Raw genomic sequence first — 26057 nt, 5'->3', positions numbered from 1 at the left:
TTTCGTAGTCCCAGCCCCGCGAGGATGATTAGGAGCTTTTTTGGAGTCTAAAAGACGAACAAAAAGTTCAATCAACTACCGCGTCAAAGTTTCATTGCTAATAAAAAGTGAGGTCGGAATCTTTTGTCTCAACCTCAATCTTATTCATTTAGATAACTTACTTTTTCTCAATCGGTGCAACACTGGCCAAAAGTTTTTTCAAACCGACTTCTGGGAAGTTGATTTTTAGTTCCTGTGTTGATCCACTACCTGATACTTCAAGGACAGTCCCTTCACCCCATTTTTTATGAAGGGCAATATCACCAATAGACCAGCTGGTTTCACTTGAAGTTGATTTTGATCCAGTAGCAAATTGTCCAAAAGGTAGTCCTTTTGAGTCAATGGATCTTGGTGCTGCATTGCGTTTGCGATCTTGTAGAGCTTGAGCTAGGCTCATGCCTTGACCAAAGGCGACACCACCACTGCTATAAGATGCTTTGAAGCTACTATTAGCTGGACGAGCCAAACCTTGATAAGTTAACAAATCTGAACTAATCTCATTGATAAAGCGTGTTGGGCGATTATAGTTCGTTCGACCAAACAGCAAGCGTGAGTTAGCATTAGTCAAATAGAGAATTTTCTCGGCGCGCGTGATTCCTACATAGGCCAAACGGCGTTCCTCTTCTAGTTCGTCCACATCTTCTGCTGCACGACTAAGTGGAAAGACATTTTCTTCCATCCCAATCAAGAATACAACTGGAAACTCCAGTCCCTTGGCAGCATGGAGCGTCATCAAGGTTACTTCTGATGTTTCCTGACTGCCAGAGTCTGTATCTGCAATCAAGGCCAAGTCATTGAGGAAGCGACTGAGTTTATCCAGTCCAGTTTCCTCTTCTTGATTATCTGGGTTATCATCGAAATTCTTGGTAACAGAAAGGAACTCCTCGATATTTTCAACCCGAGCCTTGCTTTCCAAAGTCGCCTGGGCATTGAGAATATCCACGTATCCTGTCTTTTCCAATACTGTTTCTACTAACTCAGTAATGCTTAATTGATCCAGTTGCTCCCGTAAATCAAGAATCATATTGGCAAAATCCCAGATAGACTGGGCTGCCTTACCTTTAATTCCTGATAACATGATGTTAGCTGAAGCATCTAGCATAGACATTTCTTGCAAATTAGCAAAATCACGAATCTTCTCAACAGTACCTGGGCCAATTCCACGCTTTGGTTCATTGATAATGCGTTCAAAACTGATATTGTCACTCAAATTGGCAATGAGATTCAGATAAGCGATAATATCACGAATTTCCTTACGGCTGTAGAATTTTGTTCCACCAACCATGGTATAAGGAATATTGGACTTAAGCAAAGCTTCTTCAATCGTACGAGATTGGGCATTAGTACGGTAAAGAACTGCAAAGTCCTTGTGGAGGAAGTTTTGGCTTCGACCAAGTTCATCAATGGTTTTGGCTACAAAGACTGCCTCGTCTTGTTCATCATTAGCACGATAGTAGACAATCTGTTCCCCATCCGCATTTTGAGTCCAGAGATTCTTAGGACGGCGATTTTTATTGTTTTTGATGACATCATTAGCTGCTTGGAGGATGGTCTTGGTTGAGCGGTAATTTTCCTCCAACAAAACAACCTTGACTTGAGGATAATCCTTCTCAAAGTCCAAGATATTCTGCATATCAGCACCACGCCAACCATAGATAGACTGGTCTGCATCCCCAACTACACAGATATTTTGAAAGCGTGAAGCCAGGAGTTTAACTAATTGATACTGGGCATGGTTGGTATCTTGATACTCATCAACGTGGATGTACTGGAACTTCTGCTGATAATAAGTCAAAACATCAGGATTTTGGTCAAAGAGACGCAAGGTCAACATGATTAAATCATCAAAGTCCACCGACTCTGACTGACGAAGTTCTTTCTGATAAGCCGAATAACACTTAGCTACAATTTGTGTGTACATATCTCCTGCCTGGGCAGCATAAGCCACATCGTCAATCAGATCATTCTTAGCATTGGAGATAGTTCCCAAAATGGTGCGTTCATTCCATTTTTTAGGATCCAAGTTCAACTGCTTGAGAATACGTTTCATGAGCGTCCGCTGCTCCCCTGGATCCACAATCGTGAAATTGCGATTGTAGCCAATGTGGTCCGCATCGCGCCGTAGGATACGCACGCACATAGAGTGGAAGGTAGCGATCAAACAATCCTGAGTAGCTGGATTAAGTCCATAAGCACGCTCCTTCATTTCACGCGCAGCCTTATTGGTAAAGGTAATGGCCAAGATATTCCATGGGTTTACCATCTTTTCATCAATTAAGTAGGCAATACGGTGGGTTAAAACACGAGTCTTACCAGATCCAGCACCCGCCATGATCAGCAACGGACCTTCAGTCGTTTGAACAGCCTCAGCTTGACGTTCATTCATTCCCTTTAATAATTCGTTCATTTTCTCTTCCTTATTCTTCAAGTCAATGTTTCTATTATATCAAAAAAGTTTGAAAATAACTTTTCTCAGAAGCCTTCTGACTACTTTAGAAGATTATACAAGAAAAGAACACTGGATGAGTGTTCTTAGTAATTATTCTATTAATCCTTTATAGACTGCAAAAGCGTCATTAGGGCTTGGGCAGAACGACGTCCTGCTTCTACGATAAATTCATCAAAGGAAACGGATGCTTCATGGTTGGCATTGTCACTCATGGCACGAACGACTAAGAAAGGTAGGTTCAAAGCGTGAGCTGCTTGAGCAATAGCTGCCCCTTCCATCTCTACAGCAAGAACTTGAGGGAAGTGCTCTTTTATCGCTTTGATTTTATCTTCTCCAGCAACAAAACTGTCTCCTGTCGCAATTAAACCTAAATGCCAAGTTTGTTCCAGTTTAGACAAACTCTCTTGAATCAAACTGATAAACTTTTTGTCTGATTCAAAATAGAGAGGCTGTTGAGCCATTTGACCGTAATCATAGCCAAAGGCAGTCACATCAACATCGTGATAGGCAAGCTTGTCTGCAATCACTACATCGCCTACTGCAATCCCATTTGCCACTGCACCAGCAGATCCAGTATTAATCACTGCATCCACCTGAAAGTGATCCGCTAAGATAGCGACACTCATAGCAGACATGACTTTTCCGATTCCACTCTCTACAAGTACAAGCTCGACAGAACCAATCTTACCAGTATGATAGCTGTTTCCCAGAACCTTTTCTTCGCTGGCATCGTCCAAGTGTTGAATCAAGTAAACTAGCTCTTCTGGCATAGCTGCTATAATTCCAATTTTCATGATAGACCCCTTAAATAAATCTCATTGCTAGAATCAACAAAATCAAGAGAAAAATAACTGCAAATAGAATTTTATTCAATTTAGAATTAAAGACATTTCTCTTAGTATTTTCAATCCGACGACTTTTGTGAATAGAAGGTTCAACTTCGATGGTCAGTGTATCCTGGCTAAAACTATGATCTCTGGTTCGTGAATAGCCAAAATTTTGAGAAGAAGTCGGTAAAATCTTAGTTTCCTCATCATCTAGCAAGGGAGGACCCGAGATGTCCTCTCCTCGATTGGCACGTTCAATCATTTCATCTGTTAATAAAGGTTTACCCATGGGTTCCTCCACTATTTTTTTGTAATTCCCAGTACTGGATAGCCATGATGGTCTTGGCATCACAAATATCTCCTGACTGGATCAGTGCTTTAGCTTGGTCAAGATTGACTTCAAGCAACTCCAAAGTCTCATCTTCATCCTGAGGACGAGGATTTTCAACTTTTGTCAAATCGCTTGCCAAGTAAAGTTTTAAGCGCTCGTTACAAAATCCAATCGCTGAGTAAAAATCATAGAGAAGGCTTAATTTTCCAGTATAGGCTGCCTCTTCCTCTAACTCACGAAGGGCTGCTGCTTCTGGATCTGCATTCTCCCCGATTTCAAGTTTACCTGCAGGAATTTCATAAGAGATTTTTTCAATTGCCTTGCGATATTGTTTAACAAGGACAATCTTATTTTCTGGAGTGACTGCAAGGACACAAACTGCTCCATTGTGGAAAATCAAATCACGTTGCGCTCTACCTTTGCCAGAAGGTAGTTCAACCTGGTCTTGAACCAATTGGAAGATTGGTCCTTTATAGATTTCTTTACGACTTATAGTCTTTTCTTCGAATTCCATCGTTAGCTCCTATTTATTGTTAGGATGATGAGGGAGGCGAGTTGCATATTCATCCTTATTGACTTGACGACCTCGTCCAATAGCAATGGCATCAGCTGGGACATCCTTAGTAATGGTTGAACCTGCTCCAACAAGAGAGTTATCTCCAAGTTCTACTGGAGCAATGATAGTTGAATTAGATCCAACGAAAACATTGTTTCCAATGGTTGTTTTAAATTTGTGTTGACCATCGTAATTTACAGTGATCGTTCCTGCACCGAAGTTGACATCACTACCAACCTCACAGTTACCAATATAAGTTAAATGACCAGCTTTTGTATTCTCACCAATGCTAGATCCTTTGACTTCTACAAAGTTTCCAATGTGCACATCTTTTGCAAGGCTTGATCCTGGACGGATATGAGCATAAGGACCAACTGTAACGCCATCAGCAACTGAGCTTTCCTCAATCATTGAATTGGTAATCACTGCTCCTGCTCCGATACTACTATCAACGATATAAGTTCCGTTGGTCAAAACAGTTCCTGTACCAATCTTACTAGAACCTTTGAGGGTTACATTTGCTTCGATTTGAACTTCTGGAGCGATCTCAACATCAATGTCAATGTAAGTAGCTTCAGGATTCACAAAACTAACCCCATTGACCATATGCGCTTGGTTAATACGACGACGCATAATGCCTTCAGCTGTCGCAAGGGCAACACGGTCATTAACTCCGAGACTTTCATCAAAGTCTTTTAGAGTATAAGCACCAACTTTTTCCCCTGCTTCACGGAAAATGCCAATGACATCAGTGATGTAGTATTCGCCTTGAGCGTTATTGGTATTGATATTCTTAAGTGCTTCAAAGAGACGAGCATTATCAAAGACATAGGTTCCTGTATTGATCTCCTTGATTTGTTTTTCAAAATCAGTCGCATCTTTCTGCTCCACGATACGAAGTACTTCAGCATTCTCGTTACGAACAATACGACCATAACCAAACGGATCTTCAGCTTCTGCCGTAAGGATTGTAGCTACATTCTTGTGATTTATGTGGAAATCAATCAAATTTTTAAGACTTTCCCCAGTGATTAATGGTGTATCACCAGCGATGACCAATGTTTGACCAGAAAGACCTTCAAGAATTGGCTCAGCCATCATGACTGCATGACCTGTACCTAATTGTTCAGACTGTCTCACAAAATCAGTTTGACCAGCTAAAACTTGTTCAACTAGCTCTGCCTTATGACCAACAACCGTTACTGTTTTTTCAGGCTTGATTGCCCCTACACTACGAAAAACATGCTCCAGCATAGAAATTCCTGCAACCTTGTGCATGACTTTTGGTAGATCTGATTTCATACGAGTACCTTTACCCGCTGCTAAAATAACTGCATAATTTGACATATTTTTCTCTTTTCTATAGAAATTCCCTTATATTATATCATAAATTTGTTCATTCAAACACAAAAGAGGGCAAATGCTTTAAAACATCGCATTCTCTACATGATTTCGAGTATTTTTTTTTGATTTTTTTCACCATTTACGATACACTATAAAAGTATGAGAAAGAAAATAAATCCTGTTTTTATTTTTACTGTATTAGCGACTATCGTGGGTATTTTAATCATTAACAGACCCAAGTTTGAAGACCATCCAGTCAAAACAAAGCAAAATCCAGTTCAAGTAGAAACTCAAGCTTTACATAATATCAACAAGCCGATTATTGATGTTTCTGGCTGGCAAAGACCATCTGAGATTAATTATGACACCTTAACTCAAAATATTTCAGGTGCGATTGTTCGGGTTCATAGTGGAGCTCAAGTTTCTATTGATGAAAACGATGCTTCATTCAAAAATGGAGTCGATAAGGCTTATAAAGAACATATCACTGAATTCCAAAAACGAAATGTTCCAGTTGCTGTTTACGCCTATGTAGCTGGAAAAAATGTCGAAGAAATGGAAAAAGCTGCTGAAGCCTTCTATAACGCCGCTTCTCCTTACAATCCTAGCTACTATTGGCTTGATGTTGAAGCAAAGACTATGTCTGACATGAATCAGGGAGTTGAGGCCTTTCGTGCCAAATTAGCTTCATTGGGAGCAAAAAATATTGGTATCTATGTTGGTGTTTACTTTATGGAGGAACATAGTATCAGCGTTGATAATTACTCGGCTATCTGGATACCTTCCTATGGAACCAACTCAGGTTACTATGAAAGTGCTCCAAAAACAGATCTTGACTATGATCTTCACCAATACACTTCACATGGAAATCTTGGTGGATTTGAACATCACCTCGATTTGAACCTTATTTCTTCATCAAAGAACAAGGAAGAAACCTTTAGAAAACTGTTTTTGAATCCTTAATCACTATCACCATAAGCAAGTCAGGCATTGCTTTCTGCTTGCTTTTCTTTATTTTTCAGTATTAAATCACTGTTTTATCTATATAGAATATAAATCTCGGAGGCCCTCTATGTTATCATGGCTATCAAAAATTATTAAAGGAATTGTAATCGCCCTAGGTTTCATTCTACCAGGGATTTCTGGTGGCGTTCTTGCCGCTATCTTGGGAATTTATGAGAGAATGATTCGTTTTCTTGCCCATCCTTTTAAGAATTTAAAAGAAGATGTGCTCTTTTTCCTTCCTGTCGGTATTGGGATGTTACTGGGCATCGGACTTTTCTCTTATCCAATTGAGTATCTTTTAGAAAATTATCAAGTTTATGTATTGTGGAGTTTTGCTGGAGCTATCATTGGTACCATCCCAAGTCTTGTCAAAGAATCAACTCGTGATTCTGATAGAGATAAGGTTGACCACATATGGTTTTGGGTAACCTTCATCATCTCAGGTCTTGCCCTCTACGCCTTGAATTTTGTAGTTGGTTCTCTATCTGCAAGCTTCCTTAACTTTACACTGGCTGGTTGTTTGTTGGCGCTTGGAATTTTGGTTCCAGGACTTAGTCCTTCCAATCTTCTCTTGATTCTTGGTCTTTATGGCCCTATGTTAACAGGGTTCAAGACTTTTGATTTGTTAGGAACCTTCTTACCAATTGGGATCGGACTTCTTATCACTCTGATTATCTTCTCAAAATTCATGGACTATGCTCTTCGCCTTTATCACTCACGTGTGTATCATTTTATCATTGGAATTGTACTATCAAGTACTCTATTGATCCTTATTCCAAACGCTGGCAATGCTGAAAGTATCAGTTACAGTGGTTTGTCTCTAGTTTCATATGTACTGATTGCTTTCTTCTTTGCACTAGGGATTTGGTTGGGAATCTGGATGAGTCAATTGGAGGATAAGTATAAATAATGGCAAAAAAAGTAAAAGTCAAGAAAACTTTGGTTCAACAAATTTTAACCAAAGCAGGAATAAACCATACAGGTATTCAAATTAATGCACTGGAAGGTGAGATGCCTCAAGGTTATGAAAAGAGTCAGATTTTTAAGACTTTAGCACTTCTGGGAGATAAGACTGGACCCATTATCGGCATCCTTCCTATCACTGAACATCTTTCTGAAAAGAAACTGGCTAAGATTTCTGGTAATAAGAAAGTCAGCATGATTCCACAAAAAGACCTAGAAAAAACAACAGGCTATATCCACGGTGCCAATAATCCAGTTGGGATTCGTCAAAAACATAACTATCCTATCTTTATCGATCAAACTGCTCTTCAACTGAAGGAAATGATTGTTTCCGCAGGGGAAGTAGGCCATAGTATCATTATCAACCCTCAAGATCTAGCAACCTTTGTTAAAGCTGAATTTGCAGATATCTTGGAGGCAAGTAACACATGAAATTCTATTTTATTCGTCACGGTAAAACACTTTGGAATCTTGAGGGACGTTTTCAAGGAGCAAGTGGTGACTCTCCACTCCTTGAGGAATCCATTGAGACCTTAAAAAAATTGGGGCAGTATCTCCAAGAAACTCCATTTGATGTGATTTATTCTAGTGATCTTCCTCGGGCTAAAACTTCTGCTCAAATTATCCAAAGTCAACTGAAAAACAGCTGTCCATTAGAAGAGATACCCTCACTAAGAGAATGGCAACTTGGAAAACTTGAAGGTGCAAAATTTGCAACCTTAGAAGCCATCTATCCCGAGCAATTAAAAGCTTTTCGTACTAATCTAGCTAAGTTTGATTCGACTATGTTTGGTGCAGAGTCTGTCTATCAAACAACTCAGCGTACCACTCAATTTATCAAATCATTAGAGTCCAAACCTTTTGAACATGTCATGATTGTTGGTCACGGAGCCAATCTCACAGCCAGTATTCGAACTCTTCTAGGATATGATACTCCGCTACTTAGAAAAGATGGGGGTCTAGCAAATGCTAGTGTTACTATTCTGGAAACCCAAGACTTTACAAACTTCAACCTCATAGTCTGGAACGACACTTCTTATCAAGATAATAACTGAACTTAACAATCACTGTTAAGTTCTTTTTAGATTTTGTAGAATATCCGTGAATTTATTTGACTTTTATGATAAAATGGGAGTACCGTGAAAAATTGATTTATTATTTCAAAATTTGAATTTCATTAGGAGGAACTCATGTCAACAGAACACATGGAAGAACTAAATGACCAGCAAATCGTTCGCCGCGAAAAAATGGCTGCGCTCCGTGAACAAGGAATTGATCCATTCGGTAAACGTTTTGAACGTACTGCTAACTCTCAAGAACTAAAAGATAAATTTGCTGACCTCGATAAGGAACAACTACATGAATTGAACGAAACTGCTACTATTGCAGGTCGTCTTGTTACCAAACGTGGTAAAGGTAAGGTTGGATTTGCCCACCTTCAAGACCGCGAAGGTCAAATCCAAATCTACGTTCGTAAAGATGCTGTCGGTGAAGAAAACTACGAAATCTTTAAAAAAGCTGACTTAGGAGACTTCCTTGGTGTCGAAGGTGAAGTTATGCGTACGGATATGGGAGAACTCTCTATCAAGGCTACACACATCACTCACTTGTCTAAGGCTCTTCGTCCACTTCCAGAAAAATTCCACGGTTTGACAGACGTTGAAACTATTTACCGTAAACGTTACCTTGATTTGATTTCAAACCGTGAAAGCTTTGAACGCTTTGTTACTCGTTCAAAAATCATCTCTGAAATCCGTCGCTACCTCGATGCTCAAGGCTTCCTTGAAGTGGAAACACCTGTTCTTCATAACGAAGCTGGTGGTGCTGCTGCTCGTCCATTCATCACTCACCACAATGCTCAAAACATTGACATGGTACTTCGTATCGCCACTGAACTTCACTTGAAACGTCTTATCGTCGGTGGTATGGAACGCGTCTATGAGATTGGTCGTATCTTCCGTAACGAAGGTATGGACGCTACCCACAACCCTGAGTTCACTTCTATCGAAGTTTACCAAGCTTATGCAGACTTCCAAGACATTATGGACTTAACTGAAGGCATTATCCAACACGCTGCTAAATCAGTCAAAGGCGACGGCCCAGTCAACTACCAAGGAACTGAAATCAAAATCAACGAACCATTTAAACGTGTACACATGGTTGATGCAATCAAAGAAATTACAGGTGTTGATTTCTGGAAAGATATGACTTTCGAAGAAGCTAAGGCAATCGCAGCTGAGAAGAAAGTTCCAGTTGAAAAACACTACACTGAAGTTGGTCATATCATCAATGCTTTCTTTGAAGAATTTGTTGAAGAAACTTTGATCCAACCAACCTTTGTCTATGGACATCCAGTGGCAGTATCTCCACTTGCTAAGAAGAACCCTGAAGACGAGCGCTTCACTGATCGTTTCGAGCTCTTCATCATGACTAAAGAATATGGAAATGCCTTTACTGAGTTGAACGATCCAATCGACCAGCTTAGCCGTTTCGAATCTCAAGCTAAAGCTAAAGAACTTGGTGACGATGAAGCTACAGGCATCGATTATGACTACATTGAGGCCCTTGAATACGGTATGCCACCAACAGGTGGTTTGGGAATCGGTATCGACCGTCTCTGCATGCTCCTCACTGATACAACTACTATCCGTGATGTTCTTCTTTTCCCAACTATGAAATAAAATACAAATCTCCTAGTCACATTCTAGGAGATTTTTTAGTATTAATATAAAAGACAAACTCGATTTTGAGCTTGTCTTTTTATTGTTCAATTAGAATAATCCAAGAACAGTTCCATCACTTTCAACATCCATATTGAGAGCGGCAGGACGTTTTGGAAGTCCAGGCATGGTCATAACGTCACCAGTAAGGGCAACGATAAAGCCTGCACCCAGCTTAGGTACCAATTCTCGAATGGTAATTTCAAAGTTTTCAGGTGCTCCAAGTGCGTTTGGATTATCTGAGAAACTGTATTGAGTTTTAGCCATACAAATTGGCAATTTATCCCAACCGTTTTGAACGATTTGAGCAATTTGGGTTTTAGCTTTCTTCTCAAAGTTTACTTTGCTTCCGCGATAGATTTCAGTAACAATCTTTTCAATCTTTTCTTGGACAGAAAGATCGTTATCATAAAGACGTGTGTAGTTTGCTGGATTTTCAGCGATAGTCTTGACAACCGTTTCAGCAAGTGCTACTCCACCTTCAGCTCCATCTGCCCATACACTAGCCAATTCAACTGGAACATCAATTGAAGCACAAAGCTCTTTCAAGGCTGCGATTTCTGCTTCTGTATCAGAGACAAATTCATTGATAGCAACAACTGCTGGAATACCAAACTTACGGATATTCTCAACGTGGCGTTTCAAGTTTGCAAATCCAGCACGTACTGCTTCCACATTTTCCTCTGTCAGAGCATCCTTAGCAACTCCACCATTCATCTTAAGAGCACGAAGTGTTGCGACAATGACTACTGCGCTTGGAGCTGTTGGTAGGTTTGGAGTCTTGATATCCAGGAACTTCTCTGCACCAAGGTCTGCACCAAAGCCAGCTTCTGTCACTGTGTAATCTGCTAAACGTAGAGCCGTTGTCGTTGCCAAAACTGAGTTGCAGCCATGGGCGATATTGGCAAATGGTCCACCATGTACAAAGGCAGGTGTTCCATAGATTGTTTGAACCAAGTTAGGTTTGATAGCATCCTTCAAAATCAATGCCAAGGCACCTTCAACCTGTAGATCACCCACTGAAACAGGTGTACGGTCATAACGGTAACCGATGACGATATTTGACAAGCGACGTTTCAAATCTTCAATGTCAGTTGCCAAGCAAAGGATAGCCATGATTTCTGAAGCAACAGTGATATCAAATCCATCTTCGCGAGGAATACCATTAAGAGGACCTCCAAGTCCAACAGTTACATGACGAAGAGCACGGTCGTTTAAGTCAACAACACGTTTCCAAAGAATACGACGTTGGTCAATTCCTAGCTCATTTCCTTGGTGCAAGTGATTGTCAATCAAGGCAGAGAGAGCATTGTTTGCAGTTGTGATAGCGTGCATATCACCAGTAAAGTGAAGGTTGATATCTTCCATTGGTAGTACTTGGGCATAACCACCACCAGCTGCACCACCTTTAATCCCCATTACAGGACCAAGAGAAGGTTCGCGGATAGCAATCATGGTTTTCTTACCAATCTTATTCAAAGCATCAGCAAGTCCGATGGTAATAGTTGATTTTCCCTCACCAGCAGGTGTTGGGTTGATAGCTGTCACCAGGATCAATTTACCGACTGGATTACTTTCCACTTCACGAATCTTATCAAAACTAAGCTTAGCCTTGTATTTTCCATATAATTCCAAATCATCGTAAGAGATGCCAAGTTTCTCTACAACATCAACGATTGGTTTTAGCTCGATACTCTGTGCAATTTCAATATCTGTTTTCATAACAAACTCCTCTACCTCAAATGTGTTAATTCATTATAACACAAAACAAGATTTTTAACAGACATAAAGCTTTATAACGTTCGTAAATATAGCGCCCTCAAAGGATTTATTGGCTACTATTTAAATTTTTATATGCCTTTATAGGTTTTAACTATAGATTAAGATTTCGACTAATTCAAAAAGTAGCTATCAATTTCTGATAAATCATGTAGAATTTGACTATTAGAAACTCCTATTTGCTCAGCTAATTCAATTGAATACTCAAAACGAAGACGTATATTGATAGATAAATCAAAAGAGTAATCCTGTAATCGTCCTAGTTTATGATATTTATCTATAATATCATTAAAAATAATCTTGTATTTATCATCTAAGTTTTTGATATGGTTATCTAAGTTTTCCCTGTAATTTTGAATTAATTCCTGTTCCCTATCACTTAAAATCCCTTTGCCTATTTCCCAAATTATTGAAGTAGCAATTGAACCTACTACTGCTCCTAAGACAGGGACAGGAATAAGTGTTTGACCAACACATGAACCAATTGTCGCTAATGTTGTATCCAATGTATTGATAGTTATAAAATTTATAAATTCATCCTCAGTAATCTCATTTGTTCTAAGTTTAGTAATAATATCTACTATGCCGTAACTTGCTGTTACAAACGAACTTGCACTTGGTGCACTCATTTTAAAAACATTAGTGAGACCATAAATCGCGTAACCTGATATAGAACCTTTTACCGCACCTTCCACTGTTTCCAGTCCACAGTCTAACCAATCTGATTGATCAAATTCAAAAATAGTTTTTCCTTCTTTGTATTTTCCATACACATTGAGCATCAAAGCTAAACCACCCTGTAAAACAGCTGCGTTTCTAGCAATCTTATTGGCTTCTTTTATTCTTGGCAGTGAATTTTTTTGTGCTACTAACCGTTTTCTATTTAACTCTTGTTGTTTTAGTCTGACAGTTTTACAAATATTCTTCTCCTCGGAATCTAAAATGGATTTTATTGAATTTCTTTGAGCATCATCATAATTTAGAACAGATGATTTCATCCAAGATTTATATGAAGTAAGTCCCTTGCTTTCGGTAATATCATTGATCATTTGTCGTATATCAGTAATTTGTTTAATAGACAATTTTTTACCATTAAATTCAACTTCTTTGGCGCCAGCCATAATTTTTTCGTATACTAACACGTGATCTTTTGGAAACATCATTTTCATTTTTGCACTGTAATGAAATGATTGAGCTAGTTCATCACGTAAATTATTATAAAACTTCATTTGAATGGTATTTCTACCAATTAATAAATCGGCTGGTCCATTATCATTCAATACTTTTACAATAGGATTTAATCCTTCAAAAGCTCTTCTCGCATTCACAATTCCTGCTTCTGCAAATTCAGCAATAAAACCGTGACCGCCGTATTCACCTCCACGATTCTTTAGAATAACGTCTTCAATGTTATCTCTAGCATAGTTTAAGATTTTAGAGGCATTGTCCTTGTTTAAAATGACATGTTGAGCTTCATCCTCAATCATTTTCATAGCAATTTGTAAGTCTTGAATTCTCAAGTTGTTTAAACAATTGACATATGCACCTATCCCTTGATAAAATGCTCTATTAACAGCCTGATTCATCATTTATTTTAATTTCCTTATTAATCATCGAAGTAAGTGAGAGGGTTGAATTTACTAAACTACCTGCTTGATACTTTTCATCATCTGTAAATAAGTTATAATCTTTTCCAATTAAAGAAAGATTAGCTAAATAAATCCCCTCAGTTTGCTTTTCAATAAAATTAATTAATTCACTAATTTCTATTATTGATTTATCAGTTTGTCTAATTAATAACTCAATTTTCTTTTGTTCATCAAGCGCTTCTTTAGCTACTTCTTCATTTTTTTTATTAGCAAAAACACCTGCTCCGACAGACGCTGTTAACATTAAGCCAGCAATCCCCCAACCAACAGGGCCCGCCATGGCTAGAAAGGCATTGCCAGCAGCCATACCTCCTCCGCCTGCTGCTAGACTTCCTCCACCTAACCAAGCTAATGCCGCACTATTTGCTGCTGCACCTGTCAAGCTAGAAATTGCTGTTCCTGTTGATGCGACACCAAAAGTAGTTGCAACTCCCATAGCTGCAGTAGGACCTAAAGTTGCGACTGTCACACCTAAAGCACTTAAAGAAGCTGTAGCTGCCGTACTACCGCTGGCTAATTCTGCTTCTTTGATTGCCTGAGTAATAGCTAACTGTTTATCTTCGAAATTCTGTATTTCAACAATTATTTCTTCTAACTTTGTTTCAAATTCTTTCGGTTTATTTGCTAATTTACTAATTCTCTCTTCAACAATTTTTACAACTTTAATCGCCTTGTCTCTAGTTTTATAAAGCTCAGTCGATTTATTCGTTAGATCTGTGGCTTTTTCATTATATGTTTGAATAGATTCATGATAGTTCTCAACAGCTTCGGACCTTAGTTTACCATTAAAAAGATCTATTGAATCAATTTGTGATTTTGCTTCAGTTGCAACTTTACCAGCTTGATTAAGCGTGCCAGATGCAACCTCTGTTACTTGTTGAACAGTATCATTCGCTACTGTAGCAGCTTGACCTGAAACGTCTGAAACAACATTTCCTATCTTATTTGATACATCTCCTATTACTTTTACAGAATCTGATAATAAATCTCCTGTAACTTTCCCAGCGCTATCTAAAGCTTTTCCAGCTTCATTAAGTACGCTACTGGTTGTCTTACTAGCATCATCAATTACTTTACTAGCTTCTTTAACCATATTATCTGCAAATTTAAAAAAGTCCATAACTGCTTCCCCTTTTCATATATAACTAAAATAATTATCTTATATCTTAAATTAATTGTCAATAATAATATAGTTATAAAGTTTAGTTATATTTTATCGCTTTCATTTTACTTACTGCTCATTTTTTTGTACAATAGTTCTATGAAAATTTTAGTTACATCTGGTGGTACAAGCGAAGCAATAGATCAAGTTCGCTCCATTACCAATCACTCTACCGGTAGACTTGGTAAAGTAATAACTGAGACTTTACTAAAGGCTGGGCATCACGTTTGTCTGATTACTACGCAACAAGCACTAAAACCAGAACCACACTCGAATTTATCCGTCATCGAAATCAAAAATACTTCCGATTTACTCCAAGAGATGAAACGGATTGTCCCTGATTATCAAGTTTTGATTCATTCCATGGCAGTCTCTGACTATAGTCCTGTTTACATGACTGGTCTTGACCAAGTCCAAGCAAGCCAAGATTTAAGTGAGTTTTTGCATAAGAAAAATATGGAAACAAAGATCTCCTCTAAGGATGAGGTGCAAGTCCTATTTCTCAAGAAAAATCCTAAAATTATTTCTCTTGTCAAAGAATGGAACCCAAGTATTCATCTCATTGGCTTTAAACTCCTTGTCGATGTTACTAAGGACCATCTGATTCAAATCGCTAGAGAAAGTCTTAAAAAGAATCAAGCTGATTTGATTGTCGCTAATGACCTCACTCAGATTAATGCGAATCAGCACCTAGCTTATCTAGTAGAAGAAAAGGATTATCAGATTGCTGCTAGCAAGAAAGAAATCGCTGACTTATTAGTCAAAAAAATTCAAGGATTTGATTCTTAGAAAGGAAAATTATGGCTCGTATTACAATTGCTATTACTGGATCTATTGCCGCATATAAGGCTGCTGATTTAGTAAGTGGCTTGAAGAAACAAGGGCATTCTGTTACTGTACTTATGACCCAGGCTGCGACTGCCTTTATTCAACCTTTAACCCTTCAAGTCTTATCTCAAAATACCGTACATCTCGATCTTATGCAGGAACCTTATCCTGATAAAGTCAATCATATCGAGCTTGGTAAAGAAACAGATTTGTTTATCCTTGCCCCTGCAACCGCAAATACGATTGCGAAAGTCGCGCACGGTTTTGCCGACAATATGGTGACTGCTACTGCTCTTGCCTTGCCAAACTATGTTCCAAAACTAGTAGCACCTGCTATGAATACCAAAATGTATGACCATCCAGCAACTCAAACAAACTTAAAAACTTTAGAAACTTATGGTTATACAATTATTGCTCCAAAAGAGTCCCTACTGGCCTGTGGCGATGTAGGACGTGGTGCTCTTGCTGATCTTGATACTATTTTACAACAGATAAAGGAAAAACTTCATGAACAAACGCTCTAATATTGCTCCTATTGCTATCTTTTTTGCCAGCATGATTGTCATTCATTTGCTGAGCTCTATTGTCTTTAATGTCTTGCCATTTCCAATTAAACCGACCATTGTCCATATTCCAGTCATCATTGCTAGTATCATCTACGGGCCACGAATTGGTGCCATCTTAGGTTTCTTGATGGGGATGATTAGCTTGACAGTCAATACAATCACGATTCTCCCAACTAGCTACCTCTTCTCTCCTTTTGTACCAAACGGTAACATCTACTCTCTAGTTATTGCGATTGTACCACGCATCCTTATTGGTTTAACTCCATACTTTGTCTATAAACTCCTCAAAAACAAGGCGGGGCTTATCTTCGCTGGAGCACTCGGTTCCCTCACAAATACTGTATTTGTACTAGGCGGAATCTTCTTCCTCTTTGGAAATGTTTTTGATGGAAATATCCAGAAACTATTAGCTACTGTTATCTCAACAAACTCTATCGCAGAACTGATTATCTCAGCAATACTCACCCTAGTTATTGTTCCGAGACTTGAAAAAATCAAAAAATAAGAGGTCGGGAAAATCCCGACCTCGATTTTTATTTGCCCTAAGTCACTGACTCTGTATTTAATTAAGAATACAGACTCCTAAAAGTCCCTTTGACGAAACTATCTAAAAGCTTGATTGTAAAGACTCACCAATATGGGAAAAAATCAATCGTAGAAAAATATTTATTTTCCAACAACCTTTTATCTCCTTATCATTGGGCTAGACGTGCTTCTTCTAAAATCTTTTCAATTTTTGTTGTCAGCAAATCAATGGCTACTGTATTAGTCACACCTTCTGGAATAACGATATCTGCATAACGCTTTGTTGGCTCAATAAATTGATGATACATGGGTTTCACTACACCAAGATACTGGTCAATAACGCTATCTAGACTACGACCACGTTCTTCCATATCACGCTTAATACGGCGAATGATACGAACGTCATCATCTGTATCTACGAAAATCTTGATATCCATTAAATCACGAAGTCGTTTGTCCTCTAAAACTAAGATTCCTTCTACGATAAAGACATCCTGAGGTTCTTGACGATAGGTTTTAGAACTTCTGGTATGGGCAGCATAATCATAGGTAGGAATATCTACAGGACGTCCTGCCAACAACTCTTTGATTTGCTCAATCATCAAATCAGTATCAAAAGCAAAAGGGTGGTCATAGTTGGTCTTGATACGCTCTTCAAAGGTTAGATGTGATTGATCTTTATAGTAGGAATCATGCTCAATCATAGCAATTTTCTCGTTTGGAAAATGTGACAAGATTGCTTTAGATACGCTTGTCTTTCCTCCTCCAGATCCCCCTGTTACTCCGATAATGATTGGTCTATTTTGCATTGTAGCCTCCTTGTATTTTCCCTTGTCTATTTTACCATATTTTTGATAAATTTCACAGATGGAGTTTTCTACAAAATAGAAGAAAAAATCCTCATAGCTAGAAGCTACAAGGATTTGTAATTGATTAGTCTACGTTAACGTATTCTTTTGAAAGTTCAAGAACTTCTTCCATTGTTGCACATTCAGTAAGAGCGCGGTTAGCGTATTCTTGCATTTTAGCAGTGTCAAGTTTCTTCATCAAGCTACGTGTACGAAGTACAGATGTTGCTGACATAGAAAACTCATCTAAGCCCATTCCGACAAGAAGTGGAACAGCTGTTTGGTCACCAGCCATCTCACCACACATACCAGCCCATTTACCTTCAGCATGAGCTGCTTTGATAACATTGTTAATCAAACGAAGGATTGATGGGTTGTATGGTTGGTAAAGGTATGAAACTTGTTCGTTCATACGGTCTGCCGCCATTGTGTATTGGATCAAGTCATTTGTACCAATTGAGAAGAAGTCAACTTCTTTTGCAAATTGGTCTGCAAGCATAGCTGCCGCAGGAATTTCAATCATGATACCAACTTGGATGTCATCCGCAACTGCAACACCTTCAGCAAGAAGGTTTGCTTTTTCTTCATCGAAGACTGCTTTAGCTGCACGGAATTCTTTCAAAAGCGCAACCATTGGGAACATGATACGCAATTGACCGTGTACAGAAGCACGAAGAAGAGCACGGATTTGAGTGCGGAACATTGCATCTCCAGTTTCAGAGATAGAGATACGAAGAGCACGGAATCCAAGGAATGGGTTCATTTCATGAGGCATATCGAAGTAAGGAAGTTCCTTGTCACCACCGATATCCATTGTACGTACAACAACCGGTTTACCGTTCATTCCTTCAAGAACAGCCTTGTATGCTTCGTACTGCTCGTCTTCAGTTGGGAAGTCTTGAGAATCCATGTACAAGAACTCTGTACGGTAAAGACCTACAGCTTCTGCACCATTGTCATTAACACCTTCAACGTCTTTTGGAGTACCAATGTTTGCTGCCAATTCGAAGTGTTTACCGTCAGCAGTAACTGTTTGAGCATCTTTCAAGAGTGCCCACTCAGCTTTTTGTTGAGCGTAAGCTTCACCAGCTGCTTTAAATTCAGCTGCTTGTTCTTCAGTAGGATTGATAATCACTTCACCTGTAATACCATTAACGGCAAGTAGGTCACCATCTTTAACGATTTCAGTAATGTTGTTTGTACCCAAAACTGCAGCGATTTCAAGTGTACGAGCCATGATAGCTGAGTGACTTGTACGACCACCGATGTTTGTTACAAAAGCTTTTACAAAGTTTTTGTCCAATTGAGCTGTATCAGATGGAGTCAAGTCGTGAGCAATCACGATCACTTCTTCATTGATAGAAGCTGGGTTTGGCAATTTTTTACCAAGGAGGTTAGCCAATACACGTTTTGTTACGTCGCGGATATCCGCTGCACGTTCTTGCATGTATGGGTTGTCTTCCATGCCTTCAAAGATTGTGATAAACATGTCTGTAACTTCTTTCAGACCTGCTTCTGCATTCACTTTCTTAGCACGGATAGTTTCTTTGATTTGACCGATCAATTCAGGGTCAGCAAGAACCATCAAATGAGCGTCAAATACTTGTGCCGCTTCTTCACCAAGCGTACCTACAGCCTTCTCGCGGATAAGAGAAAGCTCGTTTTGAGAAGCTTCAAGAGCAACATCCAAACGAGCCTCTTCTGCATTTGTATCTTCGACTGTAACAGTCTCGAATGATAAATCCGGTTGAACGAGTAGATATGCTTTTGCAACTGCAACACCGTCAGATGCTGCGATTCCTTTAAGCATTTCTGTCATTTCCTTATGCCAATCCTTCTTTTTCCATTGTTTCTGAAATTGCAGCGATAGCGTCATCAGCGTCTGCACCTTCAGCAGTGATTGTAACGTCAGCACCTTGACCAACACCAAGGCTCATTACACCCATGATAGATTTAAGGTTAACTGATTTACCTTTGTACTCAAGAGTGATATCTGAAGCAAATTTGCTAGCAGTTTGTACCAACAATGTTGCTGGACGTGCGTGAATACCTGTTTCTGCCACTACGTGGAAATCTTTAGAAGCCATAGTTTGACTCTCCTTTAATAGTTTTCTTGTTGAGTTACACATCTGATAACCCTTACAATTTAGTATTATATCACCTTCATTGATATTTTTCAAGTATTTTATGGACTTTCTTCAATTTCCTTTCAGATAACTTGCTGAAAATCTTCTATTAAATTTAACAAAACACAGTATGTAGTTTTTATTAAGACGTCTATAATGAAATCATTGATTTTTCTGTAGTCATTTTCAATCCTACACTATATATTGTGTTTGTTAGTAAAATCAGTAAAACAAGTACACAAGATTTAGTTTTAGAAAGTTGACAAAGTTTTTTTTTCTGATATACTAAGAAAGTAATAATTTTTTAAAAAGGAGTTACAGAAATGGTAACCGTATATTCTAAAAACAACTGTGTCCAATGTAAAATGACGAAACGTTTTTTAGACAGTAATAATGTTGAATATAAAGAAATCAATCTTGATGAACAACCTGAATACATTGATCAAGTAAAAGAGCTTGGCTTTAGTGCTGCTCCTATTATTCAGACACCGACAGAAGTTTTCTCTGGTTTCCAACCAAGTAAACTCAAACAACTTGCTTAAGAATCAGGACAAAAGCTTCTATGTCTACCTTAGAAGCCTTTCTTTTGTAATTAGATAAAGGATTTTTTATGGGATTAAAACAACTTGAGGATGTGACTTACTTCCGTCTTAATAATGAAATTAACCGTCCTGTGAATGGACAAATCATGCTTCACAAAGACAAGGAAGCTTTAGAAGCCTTCTTTAAAGAAAATGTTGTACCAAATACAATGGTTTTTAACTCAATTACGGATAAGATCAACTTCCTCATTGAGCATAACTACATTGAAACAGCATTTATCAAGAAATACCGTCCAGAATTTTTGGAAGAACTGCATCAATTTATTAAGGATCAAAACTTCCAATTTAAATCTTTCATGGCTGCCTATAAATTCTATAATCAGTATGCTCTGAAAACGAATGATGGTGAATACTATCTTGAAAGCATGGAAGACCGCGTCTTCTTTAACGCCCTTTATTTCGCAGATGGTGATGAAGCGATTGCTATCGATATTGCCAACGAAATCATCCACCAACGTTATCAACCTGCTACTCCTTCTTTCTTGAATGCAGGTCGTGCGCGTCGTGGTGAGTTGGTATCTTGCTTCTTGATCCAGGTAACAGACGATATGAACTCTATCGGACGTTCTATCAACTCAGCTCTTCAACTTTCACGTATCGGTGGTGGCGTGGGAATTTCCCTCAGCAACCTTCGTGAAGCTGGTGCTCCTATTAAAGGATATGAAGGAGCAGCTTCTGGTGTCGTACCTGTTATGAAGCTTTTTGAAGATAGCTTCTCTTACTCAAACCAATTGGGTCAACGTCAAGGTGCTGGGGTTGTTTACCTCAACGTCTTTCACCCAGACATTATCGCCTTCCTTTCAACTAAGAAGGAAAATGCCGATGAAAAAGTTCGTGTCAAGACTCTCTCACTTGGTGTTGTGGTACCAGATAAATTCTACGAATTGGCTCGGAAAAATGAAGAAATGTACCTCTTCAGTCCTTACTCTGTAGAGCTTGAATACGGCGTGCCATTTAACTACATCGACATCACAGAAAAATACGATGAGCTAGTCGCAAATCCAAACATCCGTAAGACAAAAATCAAGGCGCGTGATTTGGAAACTGAAATTTCTAAATTGCAACAAGAATCTGGTTATCCTTATGTCGTCAACATTGATACTGCTAACCGTGCAAATCCAGTTGATGGCAAGATTATCATGAGTAACTTGTGTTCAGAGATTCTCCAAGTGCAAGAACCAAGTCTTATCAACGATGCGCAAGAATTCCTAAAAATGGGTACTGATGTTTCATGTAACCTCGGTTCAACAAACGTGGTAAACATGATGACTTCACCTGACTTTGGTCGTTCTATCCGCGCCATGGTTCGTGCGCTTACTTTCGTTACAGATAGTTCACACATCGTAGCTGTTCCAACTATCGACCATGGAAATAGCCAAGCTCACACATTCGGACTTGGAGCTATGGGACTTCACAGTTACCTTGCCCAACAATTGATCGAATACGGATCTCCTGAGTCTGTTGAATTTACAAGCATCTACTTTATGCTTATGAACTACTGGACCTTGGTAGAATCTAATAACATCGCACGTGAACGTGGTGTTACCTTCCACAACTTTGAAAAATCAGACTATGCTAATGGAAGCTACTTTGATAAGTACACAAGTGGGGAGTTTGTACCAAAATCTGATCGTGTTAAAGAACTCTTTGAAGGTATCTTTATCCCGACTGCTGCTGATTGGGCTGAACTTCGTGATAAAGTTAAAACAGATGGACTTTACCACCAAAACCGCCTTGCTGTAGCGCCGAATGGTTCAATCAGCTACATCAACGATGTTTCTGCTTCTATTCACCCAATTACGCAACGTATCGAAGAACGTCAAGAAAAGAAAATCGGTAAAATCTACTACCCAGCTGCAGGCTTGTCAACAGAAACCATTCCTTACTATACTTCTGCTTACGACATGGATATGCGTAAGGTTATTGATGTTTATGCTGCTGCGACTGAGCACGTGGACCAAGGACTTTCACTCACACTCTTCATGCGTAGTGATATTCCAACAGGCCTTTACGAATGGAAGAAAGAAAACAAACAAACGACACGTGACTTGTCTATCCTTCGTAACTATGCCTATAACAAGGGTATTAAGTCTATCTACTACGTCCGTACCTTTACAGATGATGGTGGAGAAGTCGGTGCTAACCAATGCGAGAGCTGTGTGATTTAATTCAACTCTCAAAAAAATTACATTTACTTAATCCATTAAACGTATTTTGCTGATAAAATCATGTAAGAATATAAAAGTCGGGCTTCCGACTTTTTGTTCGATTATAGCATAGAATTATGATAGAATAACAGTGATTATGTTATCGCATTACTACACACAGAAAGAGATTTCAAATGAAAACTTACTACAAAGCCATTAACTGGAATGCCATCGAAGATGTCATCGACAAATCAACCTGGGAAAAACTGACTGAGCAGTTCTGGCTCGATACGCGTATTCCCTTGTCAAATGACCTAGATGACTGGAGAAAGCTTTCTAACAAGGAAAAAGACCTTGTTGGTAAAGTTTTTGGAGGTTTGACTCTTCTTGATACCATGCAATCAGAAACTGGTGTTCAAGCCCTTCGCGCTGATATTCGTACGCCTCACGAGGAAGCTGTTTTTAACAATATCCAATTTATGGAATCTGTTCATGCTAAGTCTTACTCTTCTATCTTTTCTACCTTGAATACCAAGTCAGAAATCGAAGAGATTTTCGAATGGACCAACACCAATCCATATCTTCAGAAAAAAGCTGAAATCATCAATGAAATCTACCTAAACGGAACTCCACTTGAAAAGAAAGTAGCGAGTGTTTTCCTTGAAACCTTCCTTTTCTACTCTGGTTTCTTCACACCACTCTACTATCTTGGAAACAACAAGTTGGCCAACGTGGCAGAAATTATCAAATTGATTATTCGTGATGAATCAGTTCATGGAACCTACATCGGCTACAAATTCCAACTTGGTTTCAATGAATTGCCAGAAGATGAGCAAGAAAAACTCAAAGAATGGATGTACGACCTTCTCTATACTCTTTATGAGAATGAAGAAGGCTACACAGAGAGCCTCTATGACGAAGTCGGATGGACTGAAGAGGTTAAAACCTTCCTTCGCTACAATGCAAATAAAGCCCTTATGAACTTGGGGCAAGATCCTCTCTTCCCTGACTCAGCTGACGATGTCAACCCGATCGTTATGAACGGGATTTCAACTGGTACATCAAACCACGACTTCTTCTCTCAAGTTGGTAATGGCTATCTACTTGGTGAAGTTGAAGCTATGCAGGATGATGACTATAACTATGGACTAAATTAATACCTAACCTAAAAAACATCTAAGTTTAATTACAAACTAGATGTTTTTTTTTGTTTATTTTTGTTTTCTTTAAGTTGCTTAGCTGTTTAAAATATGATAAAATAGTATTAAATTTGGGGGTGGTTCAATGCTGAAGCAAGAAAAATTAGATACTATTTTAGAAATTGTTAATACAAAAGGAACTATCACTGTTAAAGAGATTATGAATCGCCTTGATATTTCCGATATGACAGCTAGACGATATTTACAAGAGTTAGCGGATAAGGATTTGCTGGTTCGAGTTCATGGTGGTGCTGAAAAACTTCGAACAGGTTCCTTATTAAATAATGAGCGTTCTAACGTTGAAAAACAAGGACTACAAACAGCAGAAAAACAAGAAATTGCTCGCTTTGCAGGTCACTTAGTTGAAGAAAGAGAAACTATTTTCATTGGTCCAGGTACCACATTAGAATTCTTTGCGCGTGAGCTTCCTATCGATAACATTCGTGTTGTTACCAATAGTTTGCCTGTATTTCTCATTCTAAATGAGCGTAAGCTAACTGACCTAATTTTAATCGGTGGTAATTATCGTTCAATTACTGGAGCCTTTGTAGGTACTCTAACCCTTCAAGATATCGCTAGTTTGCAATTTTCAAAAGCCTTCGTTAGTTGTAATGGTATCAAGGATCATGCTATCGCTACTTTTAGTGAAGACGAAGGTGAAGCACAGAAATTAGCACTGGAAAACGCCAATAAAAAATATCTCCTAGCTGACCATAGCAAATTTGATAAGTTTGATTTCTTCACATTTTACAATATCTCAGATATCGACACCATTATCACTGATTCAAAATTAAGTGACCAATCACTCCAATCCCTGTCTAAACAAACTAAAATTATCAAGTCAAAACCTTAAACTCTACAACTAGTCCTAGAATCTAGTAGCTACTACTAATTCCGTGGCTAGTTTTTTATTTTGCAAAAATTATAAAAAGTTCCCGCAATGTTTATAGATATTTCCAAAGCACAAATATTATAGAACGAAAAAAACCCGAAAGTTATATCTTTCAGGTTTTTTGATCGGAATAATCAACTAATAGAATCGTTAGAAGATTTAGTCTTCATCATCACGCTTACGACGTTTAGCCACTAATCCGAATCCAGTTAGACCTGCTACAACTCCAAGGAGAGCATTTGCAGCTGAAGCTGTTTCACCAGTATTTGGTAATTGCTTACGAGCCTTAGTGGTATCAGTTTGAGGAGCTAGACTTGTTGAATGAATCATAGATGCACTTGTTGATGCAGACTCAGATGCGCTTGTTGATGCTGATTCAGAAGCCGATGTGCTTGCTGATTCTGAAGCTGATGTTGACGCTGACTCTGAAGCTGATGTGCTTGCTGATTCAGAAGCCGATGTGCTTGCTGACTCTGACGTACTTGTTGATGCAGACTCTGATGCGCTTGTGCTTGCTGATTCTGATGCGCTTGTTGATACTGACTCAGAAGCTGATGTACTTGCTGATTCTGATGCAGACGTTGATGCTGACTCAGATGCTGATGTGCTTGCTGATTCTGACGCACTTGTTGATGCTGACTCAGATGCGCTTGTACTTGCTAATTCTGATGCGCTTGTGCTTGCTGATTCTGATGCGCTTGTTGATGCTGACTCTGAAGCTGACGTTGATGCTGACGTTGATGCTGATTCAGAAGCTGATGTTGATGCAGACTCTGATGCACTTGTTGATGCTGACTCTGAAGCTGATGTGCTTGCTGACTCAGATGCACTTGTTGATGCTGACTCTGAAGCTGATGTACTTGCTGACTCTGAGGAAGACGTTGATGCAGACTCAGATGCGCTTGTGCTTGCTGACTCTGACGCACTTGTTGATGCTGATTCTGAGGCGCTTGTTGACGCTGATTCTGAGGCGCTTGTTGACGCTGACTCTGAAGCTGATGTGCTTGCAGACGCTGATGCACTTGTTGACGCTGACTCTGAAGCTGATGTTGATGCAGACTCAGAAGCCGATGTGCTTGCTGACTCTGATGCACTTGTTGATGCTGATTCAGAAGCCGATGTGCTTGCAGACGCTGATGCACTTGTTGATGCTGACTCTGATGCTGATGTGCTTGCTGATTCTGAGGCGCTTGTTGATGCAGACTCAGAAGCTGATGTACTTGCTGATTCTGATGCACTTGTTGATGCTGACTCAGAAGCTGATGTACTTGCTGATTCTGACGCACTTGTTGACGCTGATTCTGAGGCGCTTGTACTTGCTGACTCTGAGACGCTTGTTGATGCAGACTCAGAAGCTGATGTACTTGCTGATTCTGACGCACTTGTTGATGCTGACTCAGATGCGCTTGTTGACGCTGACTCTGACGCACTTGTTGATGCTGATTCTGAAGCTGACGTTGATGCTGATTCAGAAGCTGATGTGCTTGCTGATTCTGAGGC

Annotated in this window: 23 protein-coding genes and 1 pseudogene; 12 read left to right on the top strand and 12 right to left on the bottom strand. The window is 39.1% G+C overall.

The annotated features are described in order from the left end of the window. Positions 1–157: 157 nt before the first annotated feature. The 5 genes from pcrA to glmU form a co-directional block, all read right to left on the bottom strand. Positions 158–2446, bottom strand: coding sequence for a DNA helicase PcrA (gene pcrA, locus ADH90_RS01395; RefSeq protein ID WP_049529650.1), 2289 nt, complete (start codon positions 2444–2446; stop codon positions 158–160). A 140-nt stretch (positions 2447–2586) separates the two neighbouring features. After that, positions 2587–3282 carry a 5'-methylthioadenosine/adenosylhomocysteine nucleosidase gene (locus ADH90_RS01390; protein WP_049529649.1) on the bottom strand — a complete coding sequence of 232 codons (696 nt, stop codon included), beginning with the start codon at positions 3280–3282 and terminating at the stop codon, positions 2587–2589. A gap of 10 nt (positions 3283–3292) precedes the next feature. After that, the gene (gene macP, locus ADH90_RS01385) at positions 3293–3604 is read right to left on the bottom strand and encodes a cell wall synthase accessory phosphoprotein MacP (protein WP_049529648.1); all 312 of its coding nucleotides are present in this window, start codon (positions 3602–3604) and stop codon (positions 3293–3295) included. Next, a complete protein-coding gene (locus tag ADH90_RS01380; RefSeq protein WP_049529647.1) occupies positions 3597–4160 on the bottom strand; it encodes an NUDIX hydrolase in 564 nt (187 codons plus the stop codon). Before ADH90_RS01380 ends, macP begins: the two co-directional genes overlap by 8 nt. Before the next feature lie 9 nt (positions 4161–4169). After that, positions 4170–5549, bottom strand: coding sequence for a bifunctional UDP-N-acetylglucosamine diphosphorylase/glucosamine-1-phosphate N-acetyltransferase GlmU (gene glmU / locus ADH90_RS01375; protein WP_049529646.1), 1380 nt, complete (start codon positions 5547–5549; stop codon positions 4170–4172). A 156-nt stretch (positions 5550–5705) separates the two neighbouring features. On the opposite strand from glmU, the gene ADH90_RS01370 reads away from it, so the two are divergent. From ADH90_RS01370 to lysS, 5 genes are all read left to right on the top strand, one after another. After that, the gene (locus tag ADH90_RS01370) at positions 5706–6509 is read left to right on the top strand and encodes a glycoside hydrolase family 25 protein (protein ID WP_049529645.1); all 804 of its coding nucleotides are present in this window, start codon (positions 5706–5708) and stop codon (positions 6507–6509) included. A 109-nt stretch (positions 6510–6618) separates the two neighbouring features. Continuing rightward, positions 6619–7461 (top strand): DUF368 domain-containing protein, encoded by an 843-nt coding sequence (locus ADH90_RS01365; protein ID WP_049529644.1) that lies wholly within the window; start codon positions 6619–6621, stop codon positions 7459–7461. Further along, positions 7461–7946, top strand: a complete 486-nt coding sequence (locus tag ADH90_RS01360; protein WP_049529643.1) for an aminoacyl-tRNA deacylase — start codon at positions 7461–7463, stop codon at positions 7944–7946. Before ADH90_RS01365 ends, ADH90_RS01360 begins: the two co-directional genes overlap by 1 nt. Continuing rightward, the gene (locus ADH90_RS01355) at positions 7943–8569 is read left to right on the top strand and encodes a histidine phosphatase family protein (RefSeq protein ID WP_049529642.1); all 627 of its coding nucleotides are present in this window, start codon (positions 7943–7945) and stop codon (positions 8567–8569) included. Before ADH90_RS01360 ends, ADH90_RS01355 begins: the two co-directional genes overlap by 4 nt. 135 nt (positions 8570–8704) lie before the next feature. Next, positions 8705–10195 (top strand): lysine--tRNA ligase, encoded by a 1491-nt coding sequence (lysS, locus tag ADH90_RS01350; protein ID WP_049529641.1) that lies wholly within the window; start codon positions 8705–8707, stop codon positions 10193–10195. Positions 10196–10285: 90 nt separating this feature from the next. On the opposite strand, the gene ADH90_RS01345 is transcribed toward lysS, so the two are convergent. From ADH90_RS01345 to ADH90_RS01335, 3 genes are all read right to left on the bottom strand, one after another. Continuing rightward, a complete protein-coding gene (locus ADH90_RS01345) occupies positions 10286–11956 on the bottom strand; it encodes a formate--tetrahydrofolate ligase (RefSeq protein ID WP_049529640.1) in 1671 nt (556 codons plus the stop codon). A gap of 170 nt (positions 11957–12126) precedes the next feature. Next, positions 12127–13602 carry a hypothetical protein gene (locus ADH90_RS01340; protein ID WP_049529639.1) on the bottom strand — a complete coding sequence of 492 codons (1476 nt, stop codon included), beginning with the start codon at positions 13600–13602 and terminating at the stop codon, positions 12127–12129. Continuing rightward, a complete protein-coding gene (locus ADH90_RS01335; protein WP_080982603.1) occupies positions 13583–14782 on the bottom strand; it encodes a hypothetical protein in 1200 nt (399 codons plus the stop codon). Before ADH90_RS01335 ends, ADH90_RS01340 begins: the two co-directional genes overlap by 20 nt. A gap of 141 nt (positions 14783–14923) precedes the next feature. Here ADH90_RS01335 and ADH90_RS01330 point away from each other — a divergent pair, with 141 nt between their 5' ends. The 3 genes from ADH90_RS01330 to ADH90_RS01320 are packed head-to-tail and all read left to right on the top strand — an operon-like array spanning position 14924 to position 16723. Further along, a complete protein-coding gene (locus ADH90_RS01330; RefSeq protein WP_049529638.1) occupies positions 14924–15613 on the top strand; it encodes a phosphopantothenate--cysteine ligase in 690 nt (229 codons plus the stop codon). A gap of 11 nt (positions 15614–15624) precedes the next feature. Beyond that, the gene (gene coaC, locus ADH90_RS01325) at positions 15625–16176 is read left to right on the top strand and encodes a phosphopantothenoylcysteine decarboxylase (RefSeq protein ID WP_049529637.1); all 552 of its coding nucleotides are present in this window, start codon (positions 15625–15627) and stop codon (positions 16174–16176) included. Further along, positions 16160–16723, top strand: a complete 564-nt coding sequence (locus ADH90_RS01320; RefSeq protein WP_001042711.1) for an ECF transporter S component — start codon at positions 16160–16162, stop codon at positions 16721–16723. The genes coaC and ADH90_RS01320 overlap by 17 nt, the downstream gene beginning before the upstream one ends. 190 nt (positions 16724–16913) lie before the next feature. Here the strand turns inward: ADH90_RS01320 and udk are convergent, their stop codons facing one another. The 3 genes from udk to ADH90_RS01305 all read right to left on the bottom strand — a co-directional run bounded on the left by udk (position 16914) and on the right by ADH90_RS01305 (position 19678). After that, positions 16914–17552 carry a uridine kinase gene (gene udk, locus ADH90_RS01315; protein WP_006151141.1) on the bottom strand — a complete coding sequence of 213 codons (639 nt, stop codon included), beginning with the start codon at positions 17550–17552 and terminating at the stop codon, positions 16914–16916. A gap of 124 nt (positions 17553–17676) precedes the next feature. After that, positions 17677–19410 carry a phosphoenolpyruvate--protein phosphotransferase gene (ptsP, locus tag ADH90_RS01310; protein WP_049529636.1) on the bottom strand — a complete coding sequence of 578 codons (1734 nt, stop codon included), beginning with the start codon at positions 19408–19410 and terminating at the stop codon, positions 17677–17679. A 4-nt stretch (positions 19411–19414) separates the two neighbouring features. Continuing rightward, positions 19415–19678, bottom strand: coding sequence for a phosphocarrier protein HPr (locus ADH90_RS01305; protein ID WP_000146952.1), 264 nt, complete (start codon positions 19676–19678; stop codon positions 19415–19417). A 362-nt stretch (positions 19679–20040) separates the two neighbouring features. Between ADH90_RS01305 and nrdH the strand changes: the two genes are divergently transcribed. From nrdH to ADH90_RS01285, 4 genes are all read left to right on the top strand, one after another. After that, positions 20041–20259, top strand: a complete 219-nt coding sequence (gene nrdH, locus ADH90_RS01300) for a glutaredoxin-like protein NrdH (RefSeq protein ID WP_049509546.1) — start codon at positions 20041–20043, stop codon at positions 20257–20259. Between the two features lie 68 nt (positions 20260–20327). Next, positions 20328–22487, top strand: a complete 2160-nt coding sequence (gene nrdE / locus ADH90_RS01295; protein WP_049529635.1) for a class 1b ribonucleoside-diphosphate reductase subunit alpha — start codon at positions 20328–20330, stop codon at positions 22485–22487. A gap of 173 nt (positions 22488–22660) precedes the next feature. Next, complete coding sequence (nrdF, locus tag ADH90_RS01290) at positions 22661–23623, top strand: class 1b ribonucleoside-diphosphate reductase subunit beta (RefSeq protein ID WP_049526102.1); 963 nt, start codon at positions 22661–22663, stop codon at positions 23621–23623. 127 nt (positions 23624–23750) lie between these two features. After that, positions 23751–24518, top strand: a complete 768-nt coding sequence (locus ADH90_RS01285; RefSeq protein WP_049529634.1) for a DeoR/GlpR family DNA-binding transcription regulator — start codon at positions 23751–23753, stop codon at positions 24516–24518. A 198-nt stretch (positions 24519–24716) separates the two neighbouring features. Here the strand turns inward: ADH90_RS01285 and ADH90_RS11775 are convergent. Beyond that, positions 24717–25850, bottom strand: a pseudogene (locus ADH90_RS11775) (LPXTG cell wall anchor domain-containing protein); the annotation flags it as partial. Between the last annotated feature and the right edge of the window lie 207 nt (positions 25851–26057).

It is taken from the genome of Streptococcus pseudopneumoniae (assembly GCF_001073085.1).
Lineage (GTDB): Bacteria > Bacillota > Bacilli > Lactobacillales > Streptococcaceae > Streptococcus > Streptococcus pseudopneumoniae_M.
The sequence above is the reverse complement of the archived record's forward strand: the minus strand, read 5'-3'. Positions and strand labels throughout refer to the sequence as shown.